The organism is Xanthomonas sp. SHU 199 (assembly GCF_000364665.1).
Lineage (GTDB): Bacteria > Pseudomonadota > Gammaproteobacteria > Xanthomonadales > Xanthomonadaceae > Xanthomonas_A > Xanthomonas_A sontii.
Window position 1 is genome coordinate 1 of record NZ_AQOI01000749.1, and the last position, 18,421, is coordinate 18,421.

An 18,421-nucleotide genomic window follows, 5' to 3' on the forward strand; every position below is an offset into this window, starting at 1 on the left:
TGCATGCGATCGCCGCGACCCTGCTGGCTGCACTTGTCTACAAGGCGAGCCAGCCGCTGTGGATCGTCACGCTGGTGTGGTTGGCGACGGTTTCGCTAATCAATATCTGGAATTTCATGGACGGCATCAATGGTCTGGCCAGCAGCCAGGCGATGCTCGCCGCCCTGGGATTCGCCTGCCTGCTGCCGGCGCCGCTGCGCTGGCCGTGCTGGGTGCTGCTGGTGGCCTGCGCGGGATTTTTGCCGTTCAACTACCCCCGGGCGCGCATTTTCCTCGGCGATGTCGGCAGTGGCGCGCTTGGCTACCTGATCGCCGCGCTGTTCGCCTGGTGTATCGTCGCCGGCAGCCAGGCGCCCTGGCTGCCGGCATTGCCGCTGTCGGCCTTTGCCATCGACGCAGGCTTCACGCTCGTCTCGCGCATGCTCGCCGGCGAACGCTGGTGGCAACCGCACGCGCAACATTTTTACCAGCGTTGGGTACACACCGGCAGTAGCCATACTGTCGTCACGCTCGCCTACGGTCTGTTCAGCATTGTCGCGATTACAATTGCGCGGCTGGGCAGGCCCCTGGATGCGGGCACGCAGGCCGGTCTGACGATCGCCTGGTTCTGTTCGGCAGGTGTGCTTTGGCTGGCCTTGCGCAACCGGATGCGCCGAACTCTCACGGATCACTGATGCTTTCCACGCGCGACCGAGTCACCGAGCTGTTTCCGAAGGCCTCCGTGGTTGTCCACGATCTGGCCATCGTCTGGGTCTGTTGGCAACTGCTGCACGCGGCGCGTTACACCATGCTCCCCGGCGAGCACCCGCTGCCATTGTGGAACCTCAACACCGCCATCGTGCTGGTGGCGCAGGGGCTGGTGTTCTGGAAGGTCGGCCTGTACCGCGGCCTGTGGCGCTTTGCCAGCGTCCCGGACCTGCTCAATATCTTCAAGGCCAGCTTCTATGGCTTGGTGGCGATCGTGCTGGGGCTGGCCTACAGCCGCTTCGACGCGATCCCGCTGTCGGTGCTGATGGTGTATCCGTTCGCGCTGTCGGCGCTGCTGGGCGCACCGCGCCTGCTGTACCGCGCCTGGAAGGATTATCAGATCGCGCACTCGGACGATACCGCGCGGCGGGTGTTGATCGTCGGCGCAGGCCGCGCGGCCGAGGCGCTGGTGCGCGACCTGCGCCGTTCCGGCGCCTATCATCCGGTCGGCTTCGTCGACGATGCCGGTCACCTGCACGGCGCCAAGCTGCAGGGCCTGCCGATCCTCGGCCGCATCGACGAAGCCGGCGCGATCGCCAAGGAAACCGCCGCCAAGCTGCTGGTGATCGCGATCCCGTCGTTGGACGCGGCCGGCATGCAGCGTGTGGTGGCGATCTGCGAAAGCACCGGCCTGCCGTTCCGCACCGTTCCGCGCCTGCTCGACGTGCTCGAAGGCCATTATCTGCCGGGCGAGCTCAAGGAGGTCGCGATCGAGGACCTGCTCGGGCGCAAGCCGGTGACCCCGGACTGGAAGCTGATCAAGGGTTGGTTGTCCGGGCGGACCGTGCTGGTCACCGGCGCCGGCGGCTCGATCGGCTCGGAACTGTGCCGTCAGTGCGCGCGTCACGGCGCGCGCAAGATCGTGCTGCTGGAGATCAACGAGCTGGCGCTGATCACCATCCATGCCGACCTGCACCGCACGTTCCCCGATCTGGAGATCGACTGCGTGCTCGGCGATTGCGGCGATCCGGCGGTGATCCGCCACGCCATGCAGGTGGCCGAGCCGGACGCGGTGTTCCATGCCGCCGCCTACAAGCAGGTGCCGCTGCTGGAGCGGCAGTGCCGCGAGGCGGTGCGCAACAACGTGCTGGCCACCGAGAACGTGGCGCGCGCCTGTGTCGCGGCCAAGGTCTCGACCTTCGTGTTCATTTCCACCGACAAGGCGGTCAATCCGGTCAATCTGCTAGGTGCGTCCAAGCGCTACGCCGAAATGGTGTGCCAGTCGCTGGACGACCAGGCGGTGAGCACGCGCTTCGTCACCGTGCGCTTCGGCAACGTGCTGGACTCGGCCGGCAGCGTGGTGCCGCTGTTCCGCGAGCAGATCCGCCAGGGCGGCCCGGTGACGGTCACCGATCCGCAGGTGACGCGCTACTTCATGACCATTCCCGAAGCCAGCCAGCTGATCGTGCAGGCGGCGGCCTCGGCGTCGCATGGCGCCATCTATACGCTGGACATGGGCGAGCCGGTGCCGATCCGCCTGCTTGCCGAGCAGATGATCCGCCTGGCGGGCAAGCAGCCCGGGCGTGACATCGCCATCGTCTATACCGGCCTGCGTCCGGGCGAGAAGCTGCACGAGACGCTGTTCTACGCCGACGAGAACTACCGGCCCACCTCGCACCCGAAGATCCTCGAGGCCGGCGTGCGCAGCTTCTCGCGCGAGGATGTGCTGCGCGGCGTGCAGCAACTGCGCACCGCCGTGGCCGATTACGACAGCGACACCATCGAGAAGGTGTTGCGCATGACCATGCCGGAGTTCGCGCCCTTGCGTCAGCAAGACGGTCACGACGGCTCCGCTACCATCGTTCCATTCCCCGCACGCGAGGCCAGAAGGCTCTGATGAGCAAGAGAATCCGCAAGGCAGTATTCCCGGTGGCAGGTTTGGGTACCCGCTTCCTTCCCGCCACCAAGACGGTTCCCAAGGAAATGCTGCCGATCATCGATCGGCCGCTGATCCAGTACGCCGTGGACGAGGCGATCGAAGCCGGGTGCGACACCCTGATCTTCGTCACCAACCGCTACAAGCACGCGGTCGCGGATTATTTCGACAAGGCCTACGAACTGGAGCAGAAGCTGGAGCGTGCCGGCAAGCACGAGCAGCTGGAAATGATCCGCCACGTGCTGCCGGACGGCGTGCGCGCGGTCTTCGTGACCCAGGCCGAAGCGCTGGGCCTGGGCCACGCCGTGCTGTGCGCCAAGTCGGTCATCGGCGACGAGCCGTTCGCGGTGCTGCTGCCGGACGACCTGATCTGGAACCGTGGCGACGGCGCGCTGAAGCAGATGGCCGATCTCAACGAACGCAGCGGCGCCAGCGTGATCGCGGTGGAAGACGTGCCGCACGAGAACACCGCCAGCTACGGCATCGTGGCCACCGAGGCCTTCGACGGCCGCAAGGGCCGCATCGCGCAGATCGTCGAGAAGCCCAAGCCGGAAGACGCGCCGAGCGATCTGGCGGTGGTCGGGCGCTACGTGCTCAGCTCGAAGATCTTCGAACTGCTGGAAAGCACCGGCACCGGTGCGGGCGGCGAGATCCAGCTGACCGACGCCATCGCCGCGCTGCTGAAGAGCGAGGAAGTGGACGCCTACCGTTTCGAGGGCACCCGTTTCGACTGCGGGACCCACCTGGGCCTGGTCGAGGCGACCATCCGGTTTGCGCTGGAGAACAAGAAGCTGGCCAAGCCGGCGCGTGCGAAGCTCACGCAGATGCTCGCGGAGGAATGAGCCTGGTGCGCTGCGCGCCGCTGCAGAGCGGTGCGCTGGCTGAGTGCCGATCCAGGAGCGTCTGGCGGCTGATTCGATCCGGAGAAGCCGAATCGGATGACAAACGGAAAAGGCAGCCGCGAGGCTGCCTTTTCCGTTTGTGCGCTGGTCTGTACAACACGCGCTTGGTGCCGGACCCTCACCCCAACCCCTCTCCCGGAGGGAGAGGGGCTTGAGCGTGCGCGAGGCTGCTTCAGCCATCGAGATCTCTCCTTCCTTCTCCCACCGGGAGAAGGTGCCCCGAAGGGGCGGATGAGGGTACGGGTGCCGCTACGTACAACGAAACCCAGCGCTGCCTTGCATCGCGAGTCGCTTCGCGCCGGACCCTCACCCCAACCCCTCTCCCGGTGGGAGAGGGGCTGTGTACTGCTCCCCTCTCCCGTCGGGTGGCCCGCATGGCCGGATGAGGAGAGGGCGCCGCGCGCTTACAGCGCCTCGATGATGCCCGCCGCGCCCATGCCGGTGCCGATGCACATGGTGACCATGCCGTACTTCTGCTTGCGGCGACGCAGGCCGTGCACCAGGGTCGCGGTGCGGATCGCGCCGGTGGCGCCGAGCGGATGGCCCAGGGCAATGGCGCCGCCCAGCGGATTGACCTTGGACGGATCCAGGCCGCTGTCGCGGATCACCGCCAGCGACTGCGCGGCGAAGGCTTCGTTGAGCTCGATCCAGTCCAGTTGGTCCTTGCTCAGCCCGGCCTGCTTGAGCGCCTTCGGAATCGCCTCGATCGGGCCGATGCCCATCACTTCCGGACGCACGCCGGCGACCGAGAAGCTGACGAAGCGAGCCAGCGGGGTCAGCCCGTAGTCCTTGATCGCCTGCTCGGAGGCCAGCAGCACCGCACCGGCGCCGTCGCTCATCTGCGAGGAGTTGCCGGCGGTGACGCTGCCGCCGAACTGGCCATTGCGGAACACCGGGCGCAGCTTGGCCAGGCCTTCGATCGAGCTGTCCGGACGCGGACCTTCGTCCGTATCGACCAGCTTCTTGCGCAGGGCGATGACGTTGCCGGCCAGGTCGGGCTGGTGCGAGAGGATCTCGTAGGGGCTGATCTCGTCGCGGAACTCGCCGGCGGCGATCGCGGCGATGGCCTTCTGGTGCGAGGCGAGGGCGAAGGCATCCTGGTCCTCGCGCGACACCTTCCATTCCTCGGCCACCTTCTCGGCGGTGATGCCCATGCCGTAGGCGATGGCCACGTGGTCGTCGGCGAACACGCTCGGCGACAGCGCGACCTTGTTGCCCATCATCGGCACCATCGACATCGATTCGGTGCCGCCGGCCAGCATCAGGTCGGCGTTGCCCAGCCGGATCTGGTCGGCGGCCAGCGCCACCGCCTGGATGCCCGAGGAGCAGAAGCGGTTGATGGTCTGCCCGGCCACCGAGTTCGGCAGGCCGGCCAGCAGCACGCCGATGCGCGCCACGTTCATGCCTTGCTCGCCCTCGGGCATCGCGCAGCCGATGATCGCGTCGTCGATGCGCGAGGTGTCGATGCCCGGCGCCTGCGCCACCACCGCGCGCAGCACGTGCGCCAGCATGTCGTCGGGACGGGTGTTGCGGAACATGCCCTTGGGCGCCTTGCCGACCGGGGTACGGGTGGCGGCGACGATGTAGGCTTCCTGGATCTGTTTGCTCATGGCTTTCTCCGAAAGCCGGGAATGGGGAATGGGGAGTCGGGAATCGTGAAGCGATTCGCGCGATCTGCAGCAGTCCTATTTCCGGCAGAAAATTAGGGGTAGAAGGAGGAGCCGGGAATGCGTTTCCATTCCCGATTCCCCATTCCCGATTCTCAGTTCCTAAGCGGCTTGCCCGTCTTGAGCATGTGCCCGATGCGCGCCTGGGTCTTTTCCTGCTGGGCCAGTTCGACGAAGTGCTTGCGCTCGAGCTTGAGCAGCCATTCCTCGTCCACCAGCGCGCCGCGGTCGACCTCGCCGCCGCACAGCACGGTGGCGATGCGGGTGGCGATCTCGTAGTCGTATTCGCTGATGAAGCGGCCTTCCAGCATGTTGATCAGCAGCATCTTGAAGGTGGCGATGCCGACGTCGCCGGCGACCTGGATGCGTCGCGCCGGCAGCGGCGGGCGATAGCCGCCCTCGGCCAGGGCGCGCGCCTCGGCCTTGGCGATGTACAGCGATTCATAGCTGTTGAACACCACCTTGTCGGTGCCGCGCAGCAGGCCCAGTTCCTTGGCGTTGACCGCCGAGGTGGAAACCTTGGCCATGGCCACGGTCTCGAAGGTCTTCTTCAGCTCGGCGAACACGTCGCCGCCCGGACCCGCCGCCTGCGCCGCGCGCACCGCGATCTCCTTGAGGCCGCCACCGGCCGGCAGCAGGCCCACGCCGGCCTCGACCAGGCCGATGTAGCTCTCCAGCGCGGCCACGCTCTTGGCGCTGTGCATCTGGAACTCGCAACCGCCGCCCAGCGCCAGCCCGCGCACCGCCGCGACCACCGGCACCAGCGAGTACTTGATGCGCTGGCTGGTGGCCTGGAAGTTGGCAACCATCGCCTCGAACGCATCGACCTTGCCGGCCTGCAGCAGGCCCAGCGCGCCGGCCAGGTCGGCGCCGGCGGAGAAGGGTTCCTTGTGCTGCCACAGCACCAGGCCCTTGAAGTCCTTCTCGGCGCGGCCCACCGCTTCCTGCAGGCCGTCCAGCACCTGGTCGGAGACGGTGTTCATCTTGGTCTTGAAGCTGACCACGGCGATGTCGTCGCCGTCGTGCCACATGCGCAGGCCGTCGTTCTCGAACACGGTCTCGCCCTGCGCGAACTTCTCGCCCAGCAGCGGATCGGGGAAGCGCTGGCGCTTGTACACCGGCAGCGCCGAGCGCGGCAGCTTGGCGTCGCGCGCCGGGCTGTACGAGCCTTCGGCGGCGTGCACGCCGTCGCGGCCGTCGAATACCCAGTTCGGCAGCGGCGCGCTGCTCATGCTCTTGCCGGCGGCGATGTCGTCGGCGATCCACTGCGCGACCTGCTTCCAGCCGGCGGCCTGCCAGGTCTCGAACGGACCCAGCGCCCAGCCGTAGCCCCAGCGGATCGCCAGGTCCACGTCGCGCGCGGTCTCGGCGATGTCGGCCAGGTGGTAGGCGCTGTAGTGGAACAGGTCGCGGAAGGTCGCCCACAGGAACTGCGCCTGCGGATGCTGGCTCTCGCGCAGCTTGGCGAACTTCTCGGCCGGGTTCTTGATCTTCAGGATCTCGACGACTTCCGGCGCGGCGGCGCGGTCGGCCGGGCGGTAGTCCTGCTTCTGCAGGTCCAGCACCACGATGTCCTTGCCGACCTTGCGGAAGATGCCGGCGCCGGTCTTCTGGCCCAGCGCGCCCTTGCCGATCAGCGCCTCCAGCCACTTCGGCGCCTTGAAGAAGGCATGCCAGGGATCGTTCGGCAGGGTGTCGCCCATGGTCTTGATGACGTGCGCCATGGTGTCCAGGCCGACCACGTCCGAGGTGCGGTAGGTCGCCGACTTGGGACGGCCGACCAGCGGGCCGGTGAGGCCGTCGACCTCGTCGAAGCCCAGGCCGAACTGCTCGGTGTGGTGGATGGTGGACAGGATCGAGAACACGCCGATGCGGTTGCCGATGAAGTTGGGCGTGTCCTTGGCGTAGACCACGCCCTTGCCCAGGGTGGTGACCAGGAAGCTTTCCAGGCCTTCCAGCACCGCCGGCTCGGTGTGCTTGGCCGGGATCAGCTCGGCCAGGTGCATGTAGCGCGGCGGGTTGAAGAAGTGCACGCCGCAGAAGCGGTGGCGCAGCTGTTCCGGCAGCACGTCGGACAGGGCGTTGATGCCCAGGCCGGAGGTGTTGGAGGCCAGCACCGCATGGTCGGCCACGAACGGCGCGATCTTCTTGTACAGGTCCTGTTTCCAGTCCATGCGCTCGGCGATGGCTTCGATGATCAGGTCGCAGCCGCGCAGCTGCTCCAGGCCGGAGTCGTAGTTGGCCGGGGTGATGGCCTCGGCCAGCGCGGTGCTGGCCAGCGGCGCCGGGCTGAGCTTGGTCAGGTTGGCGATCGCCTTGAGCACCACGCCATCGGCGGGGCCTTCCTTGGCGGGGAGGTCGAACAGCACGGTGTCGACGCCGGCGTTGGTCAGGTGCGCAGCGATCTGCGCACCCATCACGCCCGCGCCCAGGACGGCGGCACGGCGGACGAGCAGGGGATTGGACATAGCGATCAGCCTCTGTGGGTCAACGTTTGCGGGATCAGGGAACCGAATGGGCGAGGAAGCCGGCTTCGGCGAAACGGATGAGTTCGCGGGCGGCGTGGGCACGGTGCGCGCCCTCGCTGACGCCGGCGGGGCGCTTGATCAGGCCGAAGTCGGCCATGGCGTAGGTCAGGGCGCCGGCCAGGAAGTCCAGGCGCCAGTACAGTTCCTGCTTGCTCAGCCCGGGCACGCAGGCGGCGATGGCCTTGCCGAACTCGCGCAGCACATGGCCGTAGTGGTCGGACAGGAACTGGCGCAGGCTGTCGTTGTTCTCGGCATAGGCGCGGGCGATCACGCGCACGAAGGCGCCGCCGCTCTGCCGCTCCTGGGCCATCGCCAGGGCCGGCTCGACGAAGGCCGCCAGCACCGGGCCGAGCTGGCCGGGATGCTGCCGCTGCGCGGTTTCCAGCTGCGCCATGCGCGCGGCGGTCATTTCGTCCATGCGCCGCCGGAACACCTCGTTGACCAGGTTTTCCTTGGACCCGAAGTGGTAGTTCACCGCGGCGATGTTGACGTCGGCCTGGCTGGTGACCTGGCGCAGCGAGGTGCCGGAAAAGCCGTGTTGCGCGAACAGTTCCTCGGCCGCACTGAGGATGCGGTCCTTGGTCGAGAAGTGCGCTTGCTTTGCCATGCGGCCGCCAGAATCAATCAAACGATTGTTTGAGTCTAGGCCTGAGCGGGGAGGGCGTCATGCTGCTTTGCAGCACGATTCAGGGCCGGCCGTGCAAAGCCGGCGCCGATTGGATAGAATTGTCCATCGCAATTCTGGCTAAGCCCGCGTTTTGACGCGGGTTTTTTTCATGTTAACCTCGGGCCTTCAGTGGCCCGCCCAACGGAGAACTTCCCATGGCGCTGGAGCGCACCCTGTCCATCATCAAGCCCGATGCCGTCGCCAAGAACGTCATCGGCGAAATCTACTCGCGCTTCGAGAAGGCCGGCCTGAAGGTCGTGGCCGCCAAGTACAAGCAGCTGTCGCGCCGCGAGGCCGAGGGCTTCTACGCCGTGCACCGCGAGCGTCCGTTCTTCAACGCGCTGGTCGAGTTCATGATCTCCGGCCCGGTGATGATCCAGGCGCTGGAAGGCGAGAACGCCGTGGCCGCGCACCGCGACCTGCTGGGCGCCACCAACCCGAAGGACGCCGCGCCGGGCACCATTCGCGCCGACTTCGCCGATTCGATCGACGCCAACGCCGCGCACGGCTCGGATTCGGTCGAGAACGCCGCCAACGAAGTGGCGTATTTCTTCGCCGCCACCGAAGTGGTTTCGCGCTAAGCGAGGTCGTCGTGAACGAGGTCGTCCATCCTCCCTTGGCCATCGCCGATCCCGTGCGGACCGGCGCGGCGGCCAAGCAGAATCTGCTCGACCTCGATCGCGAGGGGCTGGAGCGCTTCTTCGCCGAGACCCTCGGCGAAGCGCGTTACCGCGCCCACCAGGTGATGAAGTGGATCCACCACCGCTACGTCACCGACTTCGACCAGATGACCGACCTCGGCAAGGCGCTGCGCGCCAAGCTGCAGCAGCATGCCGAGGTCGTCGTCCCCAACATCGTGTTCGACAAGCCTTCCGCCGACGGCACCCACAAGTGGCTGCTGGCGATGGGCGTGGACGGCAAGAACGCGATCGAAACCGTCTACATCCCCGACAAGACCCGCGGCACGCTGTGCGTGTCCTCGCAGGTCGGTTGCGGCCTCAACTGCACCTTCTGCTCCACCGCCACCCAGGGCTTCAACCGCAACCTCTCCACCGCCGAGATCATCGGCCAGGTGTGGGTGGCGGCGCGGCATCTGGGCAACGTGCCGCACCAGATGCGCCGCCTCACCAATGTGGTGATGATGGGCATGGGCGAGCCGCTGATGAATTTCGACAACGTCGTGCGCGCCATGAGCGTGATGCGCGACGACCTGGGCTACGGCCTGGCCAACAAGCGCGTGACCCTGTCCACCTCGGGTCTGGTGCCGCAGATCGACCGCCTGTCCAGCGAGAGCGACGTGTCGCTGGCGGTGTCGCTGCATGCGCCCAACGACGCGCTGCGCGAGACCCTGGTTCCGCTCAACAAGAAGTACCCGATCGCCGAACTGATGGACGCCTGTGCGCGCTATCTGCGCGCCAACAAGCGCCGCGAGTCGGTGACGTTCGAATACACCCTGATGAAGGGGATCAACGACCAGCCCGAGCATGCGCGGCAACTGGCGCGGCTGATGCGCCAGTTCGACAATGCGGTGCAGGCGTCGAACGCCGGCAAGGTCAACCTGATCCCGTTCAATCCGTTCCCGGGCACGCGCTACGAGCGCTCCGGCGAGACCGAGATCCGTGCGTTCCAGAAGATCCTGCTGGACGCACAGGTGCTGACCATGGTGCGGCGCACGCGCGGCGACGACATCGATGCGGCCTGCGGGCAGCTCAAGGGGCAGGTCATGGACCGTACCCGCCGGCAGGCCGAGTTCAAGCGCGAATTGCAGACGCGGGCGGATCGGGATGCGGCGGCGTAGCCAAGGGCGTTCCATCGCGGTGGTGGCGATCGCAGTGCTGGCCTTGCCGGGCTGCAACTGGATCGCTGCCAAGACCGGCACCGTGCGCACCGCCGAACAGGTGCAGCCGCATTATTCCTTCCGCGACAGCCGCGCGGTGAAGTCGCGCGTGGCCTTGCAGGAACAACTGGGCCTGGCCGCCAACGGGCTCGCCTCCAACGACCTGGACGCAGCGCAGACGCATGCGCGCAAGGCGCTGACAGTGGACGCCGACTCGGTCGACGCACTGACCGTGCTGGCGGTGGTCGCCGATCGCAAGGGCGATGCCGCGACTGCCGGCGGGTACTACCGCAAGGCCGCCGAGCTGGCGCCGAGCAACGGCGCGACCTTGAACAACTACGGCGCCTGGCTGTGCGCGAACGGCTCGCCGGCGGAGTCGCTGGCCTGGTTCGACCGCGCGCTCGCGCTGCAGGACTACGCCACGCCAGCCTCGGCGCTGGCCAACGCTGGCGGCTGCGCACTGCAGGTCGGCCAGCGCGAGCGTGGCGAGCGCGACCTGCGCAAGGCGCTGGAGCTGGATCCGGACAATGCGTACGCACTCGAGGCGATGGCCCGCAACGAGGTCGCGCAAGGGCGCTTTTTCGAGGCGCGGGCCTTCTCCGAGCGGCGTCTGGCGGCTGCGCCTGCCACCGCTTCCGTGTTACAACTTGCTATTCAGATTGAGCAAAGGCTGGGCGACAAGGCTGCCGCCGGCCGTTACCAACAGCGGTTGCGCAAGGAGTTTCCTGACGCCGCGACCACGACACCCGGGGCTAGTGCATTGTGATCAGTGATTCCAATCCGAACGCTTTCGATGGCGCCAAAGGCTGCGGGCAACAGCTCCGCGAAGCGCGCGAAGCGGCCGGCCTGAGCATCGACGACGTCGGCAGCCGACTGCGCATGCCGGTGCATGTGGTGCAGGCACTCGAGTCGGAGCAGTGGCAGCGCCTTGGCGCGCCGGTCTTTGTCCGCGGGCAGCTGCGCAGCTACGCGCGCCTGCTCGGCGTCGACCTGGAGCCGTTGCTGCAGACCGCGCAGATCGCGCCGGTGCAGCCGGTCGAATTGATCAGCCACACGCATACGCCGCCGCTGCGGCGCATGCTCGAAAGCGCCACGCGGCGCATGGTCTACGTGGTGATCACCGCCGGACTGGCGGTGCCGGTGTGGTACGCCACCCGTAGCCATTTCGCCGACGACAACGGCCCCAGCACCGCCTCGCTGGATGTGGTGCCGGGCACGCCGGGTACGACCGCTGCCGCGACGGCGACGCCGGCCAACGGTGCTGCTGCGCCGGTGCCGACCACGCCGGCGGCCACGCGTCCGGCGCCAAGCGCCGCGGCGCCGTACATCGCTTCGCTGACGCCGATGCCGCGTCCGGCGGCAGAGCCGGAGAAGAACAGTCTGAGCCTGTCGTTCCAGGGCGACAGCTGGGTGCAGATCCTCGCGCCCGACGGCACGCCGGTGGAGAAGGCACTGCTGAAGGCCGGCGAGACCCGCACGTATGCGCCGGGGCAGGTCGGGCGTGTGGTGCTGGGCAATGCCTCCGCGGTCCAGGTTCAGCAATCCGGGAGTACCGTGGATCTGACCCCGTTCAGGCGCGCGAACGTGGCGCGCTTTGCGGTATCCTCTGACGGTTCCGTGGTGCCCGCCTCCGAGTGACGGCGGCGCGGTTCCTCATTTTCAACATTTCATGTCCCGTCGCAGCGGCGGGGCGAGAGTACGCATGGCGATTGACGACTTGCTCGACGAGCACGAACAAAGCGAACGCGTCCGCACTTGGCTCAGGAAGAACGGCGCCGGCCTGATCGGCGGCATCGTCCTGGGCCTTGGCGCGATCATCGGCTGGCAGTGGTGGACCAAGCAACGGTCCAACGATCTGGCCCAGGCCAACGCCCGCTACGAAGCGGTGCTCAAGAGCATCCAGGCCAATCAGCTGGACAAGGCGGCCAAGGACATGGCCGAACTGCAGCAGGGCTCGACCAACATCTACGCCGAACTGGCGGCGCTGCGCCTGGCCAAGGCGCAGGTCGATGCCGGCAAGTCCGATGCCGCGTTGACCACGCTGCGCGCGCTCAAGGCGGACGGCGAAATGAAGGTGCTGGTCGACCATCGCGTGGCGCGGTTGCTGATTTCCGTCGGCAAGCCGCAGGACGCGCTGGCGCTGGTGGCCTCGGCCACCGATTCGCAGGGTCTGGAGATTCGCGGCGATGCGCTGATCGCGCAGGGCAAGCGCGAGGCGGCGCGCGGTGCGTACGCCAAGGCGCTGACCAGCCTGGACGTGGCCTCGCCGCAGCGGCGCGTGGTCGAAACGAAATTGATGGATGCGGGCGGCAGCGTGCCGAATGCCGCGGAGCCGATCTGATGAAGGTAGTCATGTTCAAGCGTGTCGCCACCGTGGCCCTGCTGGGGCTGGCCTTGTCGGGCTGCACCACCGTCAAGGGCTGGTTCGCCGGCAAGGATGCGGCCGCCAAGAAAGCCGCCGAGCCGGCCGAACTGGTGAAGTTCACCCCGTCGGTGAAGGTGGTGAAGCTGTGGTCCACCGACGCCGGCAAGGGTGAGCGCCAGATCGGCGTGCGCCAGCGCCCGGTAGTCGCCGACGGCAAGGTGTATGCGGCCGCGACCTCCGGCACGGTGTACGCGCTGGATCTGCAGACCGGCAAGACCATTTGGGAGTACGACGCCAAGCAGGCGCGCAAGCAGCAGCTGTCGCAGGCCGAGGACCAGCCGAAGAGCCAGGTCGAGAGCGAGTCCGGCAAGAACCTGTCCAAGGACGAGCGCGCCGCCTACAAGCAGCGCCTGCGCAACGAGAAGCAGCAGGCCAAGGAGCGCAAGCGGCTCGAGAAGAAGCGTCCGCTGCCGCGCTTTGCCGGTGGCCCGGGCGTGGGCGACGGCCTGGTGGTCGTCGGTGCGCTGGACGGCGCCGTGATCGCGCTCGATGCCGCCAACGGCACCGAGAAGTGGCGCGCCAAGGTGCCCAACGAAGTGATCGCTGCGCCGGTGATCGCGCAGAACATGGTGTTCGTGCGCAGCAACGACGGCCGCACCACCGCCTTCGATGCGGCGACCGGGCAGCAGCGCTGGTTCAATGCGCAGGAACTGCCGAGCCTGACCGTGCGCGGCAATGCGCCGGTGGTGGCGGGTCCGGGCGTGCTGTTCATCGGCAACGACGACGGCACGCTGGCCGCGCTGGCGATGCAGGACGGTCGCGTGCTGTGGGAGCAGACCATCGGCGTGCCGGAAGGCCGCACCGAGCTGGAGCGCATGGCCGACGTCGACGGCGCTCCGGTGCTCGACGGCACCACGCTGTATGCGACCAGCTTCAAGAACGAGACCGTGGCGCTGGAAGGCCCGAGCGGCCGCCCGCTGTGGAACCGCGATCATGGCGGCGCTGGCGGTGTCGGCGTCAGTTCCGGCAACGTGGTGGTGGCCGACAACGCCGGCACCGTGTGGGCGCTGGACAAGGCCTCCGGATCGGCGATGTGGTCGCAGCCGGGGCTGGCGCGCCGGTCGCTGACCGGCGTGGCGATCCAGGGCGATTACGCCGTGGTCGGCGACTACAAGGGCTATCTGCACTGGCTCCGGCTCGACAACGGCGAGTTCGCCGCGCGCGAGCGGGTCGGCCGCAAGCCGCTGGTGGCGCAGCCGGTGGTCGCGGACGGGATCCTGCTGATGCAGAACACGAAAGGCGACCTGACCGCGTTCCGGTTGGGTCAATAACAAGAGAAGGATGTCGCGATGCTGCCGCTGGTCGCCCTGGTTGGACGGCCGAATGTCGGCAAGTCCACGCTGTTCAATGCGCTGACGCGCAGCCGTGACGCGCTGGTCCACGACCAGCCCGGCGTCACCCGCGACCGCCACTACGGGGTATGCCGGCTGCAGCCGGACACCCCGTTCGTGATCGTCGACACCGGCGGCATCTCCGGCGAAGAGGAAGGCCTGGCCGGCGCCACTGCCGAGCAGGCGCGCGCCGCCGCCGGCGAGGCCGACCTGATCCTGTTCGTGGTCGATGGTCGCGAGGGATCGTCCGCGCTCGACGACGAGATCCTGGCCTGGCTGCGCAAGCTGGCGCGGCCGACCCTGCTGCTGATCAACAAGATCGACGGCACCGACGAGGACCAGGTGCGCGCCGAGTTCGCTCGCTACGGCCTCGGCGACGCCATCGCGGTCTCCGCCGCGCATCGCCACGGCATCGACGACCTGCTCGACGAGGTCCTGGAGCGGCTGCCGGAAGAGGGCGCCGGTGAGACCCTGGACACCGATCCGGCGCGCATGCGCATTGCCTTCGTCGGCCGCCCGAACGTGGGCAAGTCGACCCTGGTCAATCGCCTGCTGGGCGAGGAGCGCATGATCGCCTCCGAGGTGCCCGGCACCACCCGCGACTCGATCGCGGTGGACCTGGAGCGCGACGGCCGCCTGTACCGGCTGATCGACACCGCCGGCCTGCGTCGCCGCGGCCGCGTCGAGGAGGCGGTGGAGAAGTTCAGCGCGTTCAAGACGCTGCAGGCCATCGAGCAATGCCAGGTCGCAGTGCTGATGCTCGATGCCGGCGAGGGCGTGACCGATCAGGACGCGACCGTGCTCGGCGCGATCCTCGATGCCGGCCGTGCCCTGGTGGTGGCGATCAACAAGTGGGACGGGCAGAGCGACTACCAGCGTGCGCAGGCCGAAGACCTGCTGTCGCGCAAGCTTGGCTTCGTGGCCTGGGCCGAGGCGGTGCGCATTTCGGCCAAGCACGGTTCGGGCATGCGCGAACTGTTCCAGGCGATCCATCGCGCACACGCCTCGGCGGTGCGCGAGTTCAGCACCAGCGAGGTCAACCAGGCGCTGGAAATCGCCTACGAGAGCAATCCGCCACCGAGCATCCGCGGCCACGTCTCCAAGCTGCGCTACGTGCATCCGGGTGGCAGCAATCCGCCGACCTTCATCGTCCACGGCACGCGCCTGAAGGTGCTGCCGGAGTCGTACAAGCGCTACCTGGAGAACTTCTTCCGCAAGCGCTTCAAGCTGGTCGGCACGCCGGTGCGCTTCATGTTCCGCGAAGGCGCCAATCCGTACGAAGGCAAGAAGAACGTGCTGACCGAGCGCCAGATCGCCAAGAAGCGGCGCCTGATGAAGCACGTCCGCGGCAAGTAGCCGCACGATGGATACGAGGCGCGCGATCACCCTCGGCATTCTCGCCGGCGGCCGCGCGCAGCGCCTGGGCGGATGCGACAAGGCCTGGCTGCAGCGCGACGGGCAGGCGCAGGTGCAATGGCTGGTGCAGGCGCTGGCGCCTCAGGTCGCCCAAGTGCTGGTCAGCGCCAACCGCAGCTTGCCGCGCTATGCCGCCATCGGCCTGCAGGCCGTGCCGGACCGCGTCGCGGCACCGGCCGGGGCGGAACGTTCCTTGGGACCGATCGCCGGGCTGGACGCGCTTGCCGCCGCCTGCGCCACGCCCTGGCTGCTGACCGTGCCGGTCGATATCTGCGTGTTGCCGCGTGATCTGCCTGCGGTGCTGGCCGCAGCCGCAGCCCCAGCCGCTGAGTGCGATGGCGCCTGGGTCGAGGATGCCGCCGGCGCGCAGCCGCTGGTGGCGCTGTACCGATTGGCCGCGCTGCGCCCGGCGCTGGAGGAGGGGCTGACAGCCGCCCGCTACGCGCCTCGCGCCTTGCAGCAGCGCCTGCGGATGCGGCCGGTGCCGCTGCCGGAAATCGTGCTGGGCAATCTGAACACGCCGCAGGACCTGGCTGCAGCGGGTATCCTGCCGCCACCATGACCGACTATCCCTCCCGGATCGCCTACACCGACGCGCTGGCGATCGTCGCTGCCGCTGCGCGTGCCCGTCCCGTCAACAGCGAGCGCCTTGCAGCGTCGCGTGCCGATGGCCGCATCCTGCTGGAGCCGCTGGATGCGCCGATCGACCTGCCGCCGTTCGCCAACAGCGCGATGGATGGCTTCGCGCTGCGCCATGCCGATCTGACCCCGGGGGCGGCGACCGACTTGCGGCTGGCCGGCGATCAGTTCGCCGGCGCCGATCGGCACCAGGCGCTCGCGCCCGGCCAATGCCTGCGGGTCACGACCGGCGCGCCACTGCCGGCCGAGGCCGATACGGTGGTGATCAAGGAGAACGTGCACGAGCATGACGGCGTAGTGCAGATCCCCGCCGACGTCGCCGTCGGCGCACACGTGCGGGCGCGCGGCGAAGACGTGCGCGCCGGCGAGCGCGTGCTCGAGGCCGGCATGCTGTTGACGCCTTCGCGCATCGGCCTGGCCGCGGCCTTGGGCGTGGACCAGCTGATGGTGGCGGCGCGGCCGACCGTGGCGGTGTTCGCCACCGGCGACGAACTGGTCGAGCCGGGCCTGCCGTTGCAGCCGGGGCAGATCTACAACAGCAACCGCGACATGCTGATGGCGCAACTGCGCCTGCTCGGCCTGGCGCCGACCGCGTGGCCGATCCTGCCGGACGATCCGCAGCGCATCCAGGCCATGCTCGCCGACGCCGCCTCGGCGTTCGACGTGGTGCTGACCTGCGGCGGCGTCTCAGCCGGCGAGAAGGACTACCTGCCGCGGCTGCTGGCCGAGCACGGCCGCATCCTGTTCTGGAAGGTGCGCATGCGCCCGGGCATGCCGCTGCTGTTCGGCGAGTGGGACCGCGCCCTGTTCCTGGGTCTCCCGGGCAATCCGGTGTCGGTGCTGGCGACCTTCCTGGCGATCGGGCGACCGTTGCTGGATGCGCTGCAGCGGCGCAGCGAACCGCATCGGGCCTGGCGCGCCCGGTTGGCGGCCGGCTGGGACAAACGCCACGACCGGCTGGAGTTTCTGCGCGGGCGCATGCGCTGCGACGCCCACGGTCAGCTGTGGGCAGAGCCGAATCCCGCGGACGGCTCGCATCGCCTGCGCGGCGCCGCCGACAGCGACGTGCTGCTGCGGCTGGAGGAGGGTGCACGCCAGTTCCAGGCCGGCGACGTGGTCGAGGTGGTGCCGTACTGAGCCGCGCCGCGGACGGCGGACGCGCGCCCGGTTTGCGCCGATAATGCGCGCATGGGCATTCGAGAACTGACCCCGGCACAGGCGCAGGCGCGGCAGGCGCAGGGCGCGCGCCTGATCGACATCCGCGAGGAGCACGAGCGTGTCACCGGCATGGCCGAGGGCGCGCAGGGCGTGGCCCGCGCGCAGTTGCAGGCCGACCCGGCTGCCTATCTTGGTGCCGACACCGAGGTGCTGCTGATTTGCCAGAGCGGCAAGCGTTCGCACGACACCGCATTGTTCCTGGAGCAGGCCGGTTACACCCATGTCGCTTCCGTGCTGGGCGGCACCGCGCGCTGGCAGCGCGAAGGCTTGCCGCTGCAGCGGCCGGCGCTGGAACCGGAGCAGGAAGACTTCTTCGACCGCTATTCGCGGCATCTGCGCCTGCCCGAAGTCGGGGTCGAGGGCCAGCGCCGGCTGCAGGCTGCGCGCGTGCTGCTGGTCGGTGCCGGCGGCCTGGGCTCGCCGGCCGGTTTCTACCTGGCCGCGGCCGGGGTGGGGCAGTTGCGCATCGCCGACGACGACGTGGTCGAGCGCAGCAATTTGCAGCGGCAGATCCTGCACGGCGACGCGCGGATCGGCCAGGCCAAGGTGGACTCGGCTGCGGCGAGCCTGGGGGCGCTGAATCCTGGGGTGCGGGTCGAAGCGATCCGCGAGCGGGTCACCGCGGACAACGTCGAACGGTTGCTGCAGGACGTGGATGTTGTGCTGGACGGTTCGGACAACTTCCCTGCGCGCTATCTGCTCAACGACGCCTGCGTGAAGCTGGGCAAGCCGCTGGTGTACGGCGCGGTGCAGCGCTTCGAGGGCCAAGTGAGCGTGTTCGACGCCGGCCGCCGGCGCGGGCAGGCGCCATGCTACCGCTGCCTGTTCCCGGAACCGCCGCCGCCGGAGTTCGCACCGAACTGCGCCGACGCCGGCGTGCTCGGGGTGCTGCCCGGCATCGTTGGCCTGCTGCAGGCCAACGAGGTCTTGAAGCTGCTGCTCGACATCGGCGAACCCCTCCGCGGCCGCCTGCTGCACTTCGACGCGCTGGCGATGCGCTTCCGCGAAACCCGTCTATCCGCTGATCCGCAGTGTCCGCTGTGTGCGCCGGAGCGGCCGTTTCCTGGCTATATCGACTATCCGCTGTTCTGTGGGGCTGAGGGTTAGCTGCTACTAGGTGTCCCTGTTCGCAGCGGCACTCGTACCCTCATCCGCCCCTGCGGGGCAC

16 protein-coding genes are annotated in these 18,421 nt (G+C 68.3%); 13 read left to right on the top strand and 3 right to left on the bottom strand.

What is annotated here, in order from left to right; genetic code table 11:
- From D183_RS25510 to galU, 3 genes are all read left to right on the top strand, one after another.
- On the top strand, positions 1 to 674 hold a 674-nt coding region (locus D183_RS25510), incomplete at its 5' end, for a hypothetical protein (protein WP_017910702.1).
- Complete coding sequence (locus D183_RS0120840; protein WP_017910703.1) at positions 674 to 2,584, top strand: polysaccharide biosynthesis protein; 1,911 nt, start codon at positions 674 to 676, stop codon at positions 2,582 to 2,584. The genes D183_RS25510 and D183_RS0120840, both read left to right, overlap by 1 nt.
- The gene (gene galU / locus D183_RS0120845) at positions 2,584 to 3,465 is read left to right on the top strand and encodes a UTP--glucose-1-phosphate uridylyltransferase GalU (protein ID WP_026144715.1); all 882 of its coding nucleotides are present in this window, start codon (positions 2,584 to 2,586) and stop codon (positions 3,463 to 3,465) included. Before D183_RS0120840 ends, galU begins: the two co-directional genes overlap by 1 nt.
- 464 nt (positions 3,466 to 3,929) lie before the next feature.
- Here galU and D183_RS0120850 read toward each other — a convergent pair whose 3' ends face one another.
- The 3 genes from D183_RS0120850 to D183_RS0120860 form a co-directional block, all read right to left on the bottom strand.
- Positions 3,930 to 5,135, bottom strand: coding sequence for an acetyl-CoA C-acyltransferase (locus D183_RS0120850; protein ID WP_017910705.1), 1,206 nt, complete (start codon positions 5,133 to 5,135; stop codon positions 3,930 to 3,932).
- Positions 5,136 to 5,287: 152 nt separating this feature from the next.
- Positions 5,288 to 7,660, bottom strand: a complete 2,373-nt coding sequence (locus tag D183_RS0120855; RefSeq protein WP_017910706.1) for a 3-hydroxyacyl-CoA dehydrogenase/enoyl-CoA hydratase family protein — start codon at positions 7,658 to 7,660, stop codon at positions 5,288 to 5,290.
- 34 nt (positions 7,661 to 7,694) lie between these two features.
- The gene (locus tag D183_RS0120860; protein WP_017910707.1) at positions 7,695 to 8,327 is read right to left on the bottom strand and encodes a TetR/AcrR family transcriptional regulator; all 633 of its coding nucleotides are present in this window, start codon (positions 8,325 to 8,327) and stop codon (positions 7,695 to 7,697) included.
- Between the two features lie 215 nt (positions 8,328 to 8,542).
- Between D183_RS0120860 and ndk the strand changes: the two genes are divergently transcribed.
- The 10 genes from ndk (at position 8,543) to moeB (ending at position 18,360) form a co-directional block, all read left to right on the top strand.
- Positions 8,543 to 8,968, top strand: a complete 426-nt coding sequence (ndk, locus tag D183_RS0120865; RefSeq protein ID WP_002812972.1) for a nucleoside-diphosphate kinase — start codon at positions 8,543 to 8,545, stop codon at positions 8,966 to 8,968.
- 11 nt (positions 8,969 to 8,979) lie between these two features.
- Positions 8,980 to 10,185, top strand: a complete 1,206-nt coding sequence (gene rlmN, locus D183_RS0120870; protein ID WP_087963570.1) for a 23S rRNA (adenine(2503)-C(2))-methyltransferase RlmN — start codon at positions 8,980 to 8,982, stop codon at positions 10,183 to 10,185.
- Positions 10,186 to 10,198: 13 nt separating this feature from the next.
- Positions 10,199 to 10,990 (top strand): type IV pilus biogenesis/stability protein PilW, encoded by a 792-nt coding sequence (gene pilW / locus D183_RS0120875; RefSeq protein WP_026144716.1) that lies wholly within the window; start codon positions 10,199 to 10,201, stop codon positions 10,988 to 10,990.
- Entirely contained in the window at positions 10,987 to 11,862 is an 876-nt protein-coding gene (locus D183_RS0120880; protein WP_017910710.1) for a helix-turn-helix domain-containing protein, read from the top strand. The genes pilW and D183_RS0120880 overlap by 4 nt, the downstream gene beginning before the upstream one ends.
- Positions 11,863 to 11,926: 64 nt before the next feature.
- Complete coding sequence (locus tag D183_RS0120885) at positions 11,927 to 12,565, top strand: YfgM family protein (protein ID WP_017910711.1); 639 nt, start codon at positions 11,927 to 11,929, stop codon at positions 12,563 to 12,565.
- Positions 12,565 to 13,920 (top strand): outer membrane protein assembly factor BamB, encoded by a 1,356-nt coding sequence (bamB, locus tag D183_RS0120890; protein ID WP_017910712.1) that lies wholly within the window; start codon positions 12,565 to 12,567, stop codon positions 13,918 to 13,920. The genes D183_RS0120885 and bamB overlap by 1 nt, the downstream gene beginning before the upstream one ends.
- A gap of 18 nt (positions 13,921 to 13,938) precedes the next feature.
- Positions 13,939 to 15,336 (top strand): ribosome biogenesis GTPase Der, encoded by a 1,398-nt coding sequence (gene der / locus D183_RS0120895; RefSeq protein ID WP_017910713.1) that lies wholly within the window; start codon positions 13,939 to 13,941, stop codon positions 15,334 to 15,336.
- A gap of 7 nt (positions 15,337 to 15,343) precedes the next feature.
- Positions 15,344 to 15,958 (top strand): molybdenum cofactor guanylyltransferase, encoded by a 615-nt coding sequence (mobA, locus tag D183_RS0120900; RefSeq protein ID WP_017910714.1) that lies wholly within the window; start codon positions 15,344 to 15,346, stop codon positions 15,956 to 15,958.
- Positions 15,955 to 17,172: a molybdopterin molybdotransferase MoeA gene (locus D183_RS0120905; protein ID WP_017910715.1), complete on the top strand. Its 1,218-nt coding sequence runs from the start codon at positions 15,955 to 15,957 to the stop codon at positions 17,170 to 17,172. Before mobA ends, D183_RS0120905 begins: the two co-directional genes overlap by 4 nt.
- A gap of 51 nt (positions 17,173 to 17,223) precedes the next feature.
- Entirely contained in the window at positions 17,224 to 18,360 is a 1,137-nt protein-coding gene (gene moeB, locus D183_RS0120910; RefSeq protein ID WP_017910716.1) for a molybdopterin-synthase adenylyltransferase MoeB, read from the top strand.
- Positions 18,361 to 18,421 lie beyond the last annotated feature (61 nt).